Origin of the sequence: Campylobacter sp. (assembly GCF_017646085.1) — a bacterium.
Lineage (GTDB): Bacteria > Campylobacterota > Campylobacteria > Campylobacterales > Campylobacteraceae > Campylobacter.
Genome location: NZ_JAGCNF010000077.1, coordinates 21,482 through 27,506, shown reverse-complemented (window position 1 = coordinate 27,506; position 6,025 = coordinate 21,482). Strand labels below are relative to the sequence as shown.

At 34.6% G+C, this 6,025-nt stretch carries 7 protein-coding genes; all 7 read right to left on the bottom strand.

The annotated features are described in order from the left end of the window. Positions 1–634 (bottom strand): 7-cyano-7-deazaguanine synthase (locus tag J6V67_RS04375; RefSeq protein ID WP_291859312.1); only part of this gene is annotated, 634 nt, incomplete at its 3' end. 266 nt (positions 635–900) lie between these two features. Beyond that, the gene (locus J6V67_RS04370) at positions 901–1,419 is read right to left on the bottom strand and encodes a TIGR00730 family Rossman fold protein (RefSeq protein ID WP_291859309.1); all 519 of its coding nucleotides are present in this window, start codon (positions 1,417–1,419) and stop codon (positions 901–903) included. Then, positions 1,416–2,438 (bottom strand): bifunctional diaminohydroxyphosphoribosylaminopyrimidine deaminase/5-amino-6-(5-phosphoribosylamino)uracil reductase RibD, encoded by a 1,023-nt coding sequence (gene ribD / locus J6V67_RS04365; protein ID WP_291859305.1) that lies wholly within the window; start codon positions 2,436–2,438, stop codon positions 1,416–1,418. The genes J6V67_RS04370 and ribD overlap by 4 nt, the downstream gene beginning before the upstream one ends. Positions 2,439–2,440: 2 nt before the next feature. After that, positions 2,441–2,866: a ribosome maturation factor RimP gene (rimP, locus tag J6V67_RS04360; RefSeq protein WP_291859302.1), complete on the bottom strand. Its 426-nt coding sequence runs from the start codon at positions 2,864–2,866 to the stop codon at positions 2,441–2,443. Then, positions 2,863–3,231 carry a 30S ribosome-binding factor RbfA gene (rbfA, locus tag J6V67_RS04355; RefSeq protein WP_291859299.1) on the bottom strand — a complete coding sequence of 123 codons (369 nt, stop codon included), beginning with the start codon at positions 3,229–3,231 and terminating at the stop codon, positions 2,863–2,865. The genes rimP and rbfA overlap by 4 nt, the downstream gene beginning before the upstream one ends. Further along, on the bottom strand, positions 3,228–5,777 hold the full coding sequence (infB, locus tag J6V67_RS04350) for a translation initiation factor IF-2 (protein ID WP_291859295.1): 2,550 nt from the start codon (positions 5,775–5,777) through the stop codon (positions 3,228–3,230). The genes rbfA and infB overlap by 4 nt, the downstream gene beginning before the upstream one ends. Next, positions 5,764–6,006, bottom strand: coding sequence for a DUF448 domain-containing protein (locus J6V67_RS04345; protein WP_201789857.1), 243 nt, complete (start codon positions 6,004–6,006; stop codon positions 5,764–5,766). Before J6V67_RS04345 ends, infB begins: the two co-directional genes overlap by 14 nt. Positions 6,007–6,025 lie beyond the last annotated feature (19 nt).

The window sequence follows — 6,025 nt, the reverse complement described above, 5'->3', positions numbered from 1 at the left end:
TTGAATTACGAACAATACCTGGAAGATTGGTATTATAGTGCTGCTTTAAAACATCAATATATGTAGTCTCAACAAAACAAATCTCACTACTCTCCTTTTGCGAAGCCAACGATGCAATCTGTGGTATTTGCGAAGCCTGGGCTTTTATATCGACTTTGAGCTTATCTCCAAGTGGAAAAATGATATAAGGTAAAATTTGCGGGTCAAGATTGGCTAAGAAATAACTTTGATCTTTAGTCTCATCAATAGCAGATTTTATTAAACCATTTTCTATTCTAGCATAATGACCAGTTGCGATTTTATCACAGCCTAGACTCCTAGCAAATTCCCAAAGTGCACCAAATTTAATCAAGCGATTACAGTGAGCGCATGGATTGGGTGTAATTCCATCCTTGTATGAATTGACAAATAGATCATAAACCTCTTTTTTAAAAGTCTCTTGTAGATCTAAAACATGAGTCTCTATCCCTAAAAACTCACATACTTTTTTGACATTTTCAATATTATGTCTATGGTAATCCTCTCTGCCGTGTAGCTTCATATAGCAACCTACTACACTATAACCCTGATCTTGTAAATATTTGGCACTCATCGAACTGTCTACGCCACCGCTTAATGCTATTAATACTTTCAAAATAATCCTTTTATCACTATTTTTTGATAATTATACAAAATATTTCTAAATATAATAAAACGAGATAGTAAAAATTTATATAATATATTTAAATAGTATATTATATAAATTTAGAATTAGTTTGAGTAAATATAATCTTATACAAAATCTTAATAATTTTATCTTAAAAATACAAATTTTTAAAACTTATTTAGCCAAATTTGTCTTGTATAATCCAAGTAAATTGATATAATATAACAATAAGCTAGTACTGCTTAATATTTATGCTATAAAAGCAAAATATCCATAATTTCATCTATATTATCAGCGCTATAATAGCTATTTTTATTAACCAAACCCAAATTCACAAGATTATCTAAAAAGCTAAATAGTGGCTCCCAAAAATCTCTTTGAACAAAAATCACCTTATGATCTCTAAGCCTTGCCTGCGCCAATGTAATAACCTCAAAAGCCTCATCAAGCGTTCCAAAACCACCAGGAAAAATAATAAAAGCAAAACTATCTTTTATTAGAGCGTTTTTTCGCTCGCTTAAACTATTTAATGTCTGCGATTTGGTGCAATAAGAATTAAGCTGTTGCTCATTTGGCAATATAACATTTATCCCTATACTATCCCCTCTAGCTTCAAATGCTCCACGGTTTGCCGCCTCCATAATGCCGCCACCACCGCCAGTGATAACCCCATATCCAGTAGCTGCCAAAGCTTTGGCTATTTTATATGCTTTTTGGTAATGTTCACTGCTAGCATCTAATCTGGCTGAGCCAAAAATAGTTATATATTTCACGCATTAATTCCTAAATCTAGTCTCTTGCACCACAAAAGCTCTCCATCGCCAAGTGTAGTTTTATGCATAATCTTAAGCCTAAAATCTAAGCTTATACCACGCATACTCTTAAACTCATTTGAGCGGTAAATCAAAATCCAATCTACTCTAGAATCTAAATTTCGTAAGAAATTTTCACCACCTTCAATCATTACAAATGACTTTTTAAAAGCCGACTCTATCGAATTTGAGATTTCAACTTTACGATTTGGTATATTAAAAAGCGGTATTTGTAAATCAAATTCAGTTTTAGATGAGTAGATTAAAATATCTGGTGCACGCCCACTAATTAGCCTAGCATCCAGTGTTGGTCTATCTGTGCAAACTGTAGCCCCACCAACTACCATCAGCTCAGCAAGCGCTCTAAGATGGTGAGTATGAGTACGACTGGCTAAATTTGATATCACTCCACCAGTAGCTACGCCATTTTGAGTTAAGGCAATCTTAAAAAAGGTAAAATTTCCACTTTGCCACCTTAAAAATGGCTCAAGAAGCTCATCGCACCTAGCTTTACACACATCAAGCTTTACCTCAACACCATTTTGAGCTAAAAACTCAGCCCCACCCTTAGCGTGTTCTCCATAATCCCTTGAGCCAATTACCACACGCTTTGCACCCATAGCAAGAATTAAATTTGCACATGGAGGTGTTTTGCCTTGGTGTGCGCAAGGTTCTAGCGTTACATAATATGTAGAGTTTTTAAGTAAATTTTGATGATTTTTAATTATTAAATTATATAGATCATTTGTATTTTTTGCGGTGGCAAATAGCTCTTTTAATCTGCTATCTTTCGCCTCTAAAGCTTGCTTTGTTGCATTTAATTCAGCATGAGGCAAGCCAGCCATTTGATGATTGGCAACAGATAAAATCTGACCATTTTCATCTAATACCACAGCTCCAACTGCAGGATTGGGATATGTCAATAGCTGACAATCCCATGCCTTATCAATGGCTAAAGATAGATAAAACTCATCGCCCATACTTACCACTGGATAAAGGTTTTAGCTTTTTTTATATTATTAAAATTTAAATTTATATTTTGTTTGCCATCATTAATTACGATATCATCGCCATTTGTACTTACTATTGTGCCAACTATCTCGCTTTTATCGTTTAATATAATCTTTGCCATCTCAGATATGCTTTTAGCAAAATGTTCTGGCTTGCTAAGTTTTCTCTCAAGGCCAGGACTAGAAACTTCTAAAATCCAATCTCCACTAACTGGAGGCATTACATCGTAAATAGGCGATAAGAGTTTGCTTACTGCTTCGCAATCTTCTAAACTCACGCCACTGCTTTTAGTTATATAAACTCTATAAATTTGACGACCATTTTCGCTAGCTACCTCCGTATCATACAAAGCTACGCCACAGCCTTCTACTAGCTTTTCTAACTCTTGTAAATTCACTTTTTACCCTTTTGTAGCTCATCTGCAACCTTGGCAAATAAAGCATCCATATGATTTTGATATTTTAATCTATCATCAAATACAAAATGAAAATTTGGCGATCTATACCAACCCTCAGCTGCCATACAGTGATTTTGAATATGGCGACTTACCTTTTTAAGATGAGAAAGGATATAGGCTTGCTCCTTCTCATCAAAACTCATTTTGTCTAAATAGACAAATGCATCATATCTTCCTCTTTTACATTCAACATCAGTAACACAAAGCCCCTTAAGATACTCATCTTCAAGAGTACTTAAAGCCTCAGGAATAAGCTCTTTTAATATACTTTGGGTGCGAAGTCTCTTTAACTCAGCCGGATTCATATTTCAGCCCTATTTTCTACTTCCTTATAACTTTCAATATAATCGCCCTCTCTCATATCATTATAACCCTCAATACCTACACCACATTCATAGCCTTTAGCTACCTCTTTGGCATCATCTTTAAAGCGTTTAAGTGAGCTAATATTACCTTCAAATACCACAACGCCATCACGAATAACACGGATTTTAGCACCTCTGCTAATTATCCCTTCAGTTACCATACAACCAGCGATTTGACCAATTTTTGGTACATTGATTACTTGACGTATTACTGCTTGACCCAAATCCTCTTCAGTAATTACTGGACTCATTAAGCCACTTAGTAGGGCTTTCACATCATCTAAAAGATTATAGATTACATTATAAGTTTTAATCTCTACAGCTTTTTCTTTAGCTTTTTCTTTAATCTCTCCAGTTGGTCTAATATTAAAGCCTAATATAACGCAATTTTGACTTGCGCTTGCTAATGAGATATCGCTTTGAGTGATACCACCAACACCTGAGTGAATAATATTTACCTTAATCTCATCATTTCTTAATTTTTCAAGGCTAGCTTTAATCGCTTCAAGTGAGCCTTGAACATCTGCTTTTATAATTACAGGTAAATTTTTTAGCTCACCTTCTGCTATTTTTGCACTTAATTCATCAATTGTTACTTTTGTAGATTTACTTAGTTCTTTTTGACGAAGATATTCATATTTTTTCTGAGCATATTCACGTGCTTCTTTATCACTTTTTACGCTAATTAAAGTCTCTCCAGCTTCTGGCACTTCGCTTAGTCCGATTAATACACCACATTCGCCAGGTCTAATAGATTTTAAATTTCTACCCTTATCATCGCTTAAAGCTCTTACTTTTCCATATGCTACACCAGCTACTATAGTATCGCCTACTTTTAAAGTTCCATTTTCTACTATTACAGTAGCAACTGGACCACGGCCTTTTTGCAGCGAACTCTCTATAATTGTAGCTTTAGCTTCTCTATTTGGATTAGCTTTTAATTCTAAAATTTCAGCTTGTAAAAGCACAATCTCAAGTAAATCCTCTATACCCATACCAGTTTTAGCTGATACTGGTACAAACTCATGACTTCCACCCCACTCTGTAGGCATAATCTCAAGTTCTGCCAAACCAGTTTTTACTAAATCTGGATTTGCGCTCTCTTTATCCATTTTATTAATAGCAATTATTATAGGCACACCAGCAGCTTTAGCATGAGCAATAGCCTCTTTAGTTTGAGGCTTGACGCCATCATCAGCAGCTACTACTATAATAACAATATCAGTTACGCTTGCACCCCTAGCTCTCATAGCTGTAAATGCTTCATGTCCTGGGGTATCGATAAAAGTAATATTTTTACCATTTTTTTCAACCATATAAGCGCCAACATGCTGAGTAATACCACCAGCCTCACCGCTTGCTACTCTAGAGTTTTGAATATAATCAAGCAAACTTGTCTTGCCATGATCGACATGACCCATAATAGTTACTACTGGAGCTCTAGATTCAGCGTGTAGATCATCTTCGTCCTCATAAGCTTTAACATAATCAAACTCCTCTTGAGTATCTACGATATTAATCTCAATATCAAACTCAGCACCTAAAATCTCAATCTCATCTTCTTCTAAGAAATCATTTTTGGTAGTCATTTTACCAAGCATAAATAGCTTACCAATAATTTCACTCGGAGATTTTTTAATTTTATCAGCAAATTCATATAATCTAATCTCTTTTGGTATATCTACGCTTACAACACTCTCATTTTGAGTATCTTTTACTACTTTTTTATGTTTTTTACGACTACTTCTTTGAATTCCGCCTTCAAAATTAAATCCATTATTTTGCGCAGGTTTATAAACATTTAGAGGTTTTTTAGTAGTTTGAGTCCTTTCAGTTTCAATCGGTTTTACTGTGAGGTCTGGCAATACTACAACATCTTCATCATCGATTACAATATCATCGCCAAATTCACTAAGACCCATTAAATCAAGCTTTGATGAACTCTCTTTTTTAGTGGCTTGAAATTGTTTTTTATCTTTTTTCTTCTTTTTAAAACTCTCCTCACCACTACCAAACATAGATTCAAGTGCTTTATTATTTATCATTGTTGGGCTACTAGATTTTTCTACTTTTGGCTGTTCGTCTTTTTTCTTTTTAACAATTACTAAGCCACGCCTTTTATTTATACTTGAATTTGCTAGACTCTCAGGTTTTGCTTCATCTTTTTGGTTGGATTCTGGCTGCTGTTTTGACTCTACAGCCACTACTTTTACTGGCTCAGGTACTGGCTGAGTTTTGAGTGACTCATCTTTTATAGTTGGTTTTGACTCCTCTTTTAGCGGCTGTTTAACTACTGGCTTTTTAGCTGATTTAGCCTCTGGAATTATACCAGATTGGACATAATCATAAAGCTTTGCAGCATCTTCTGGACTTACAGCGCTTGAGACAGTAGTCACCGCAAAGCCTAGCTCTTTTGCCTTCTCTAAAATTTTTTTAGACGATGACCCTAGCTCCTTTGCTATTTCGTGAATTCTAATCTTTGCCATTGACTATTATCTCCTTTAAATTTATACTATTTTTTCCAAATTTTGCAAGTGGTTTTCTTAGCTCTTTTGCATCTTTTTCTATACAAATTTTACAAACATAAAATGATCTAGCATTGCATAAATTTAATACTATTTCACCATTTACTGATCGGAATTTATAAAGCTCATCTTGGTAAAATCTACTCTTGCAAACCACGCACATTCTAATAGGTTTATGAAATTTTCGCACTATTATATCTTAGTTTTCT

Bases quoted from the DNA above. Each gene is read 5' to 3' on its own strand.
- rbfA (WP_291859299.1), bottom strand. From the start codon at position 3,231: ATGAATCCGGCTGAGTTAAAGAGACTTCGCACCCAAAGTATATTAAAA.
- infB (WP_291859295.1), bottom strand. From the start codon at position 5,777: ATGGCAAAGATTAGAATTCACGAAATAGCAAAGGAGCTAGGGTCATCG.
- ribD (WP_291859305.1), bottom strand. From the start codon at position 2,438: ATGGGCGATGAGTTTTATCTATCTTTAGCCATTGATAAGGCATGGGAT.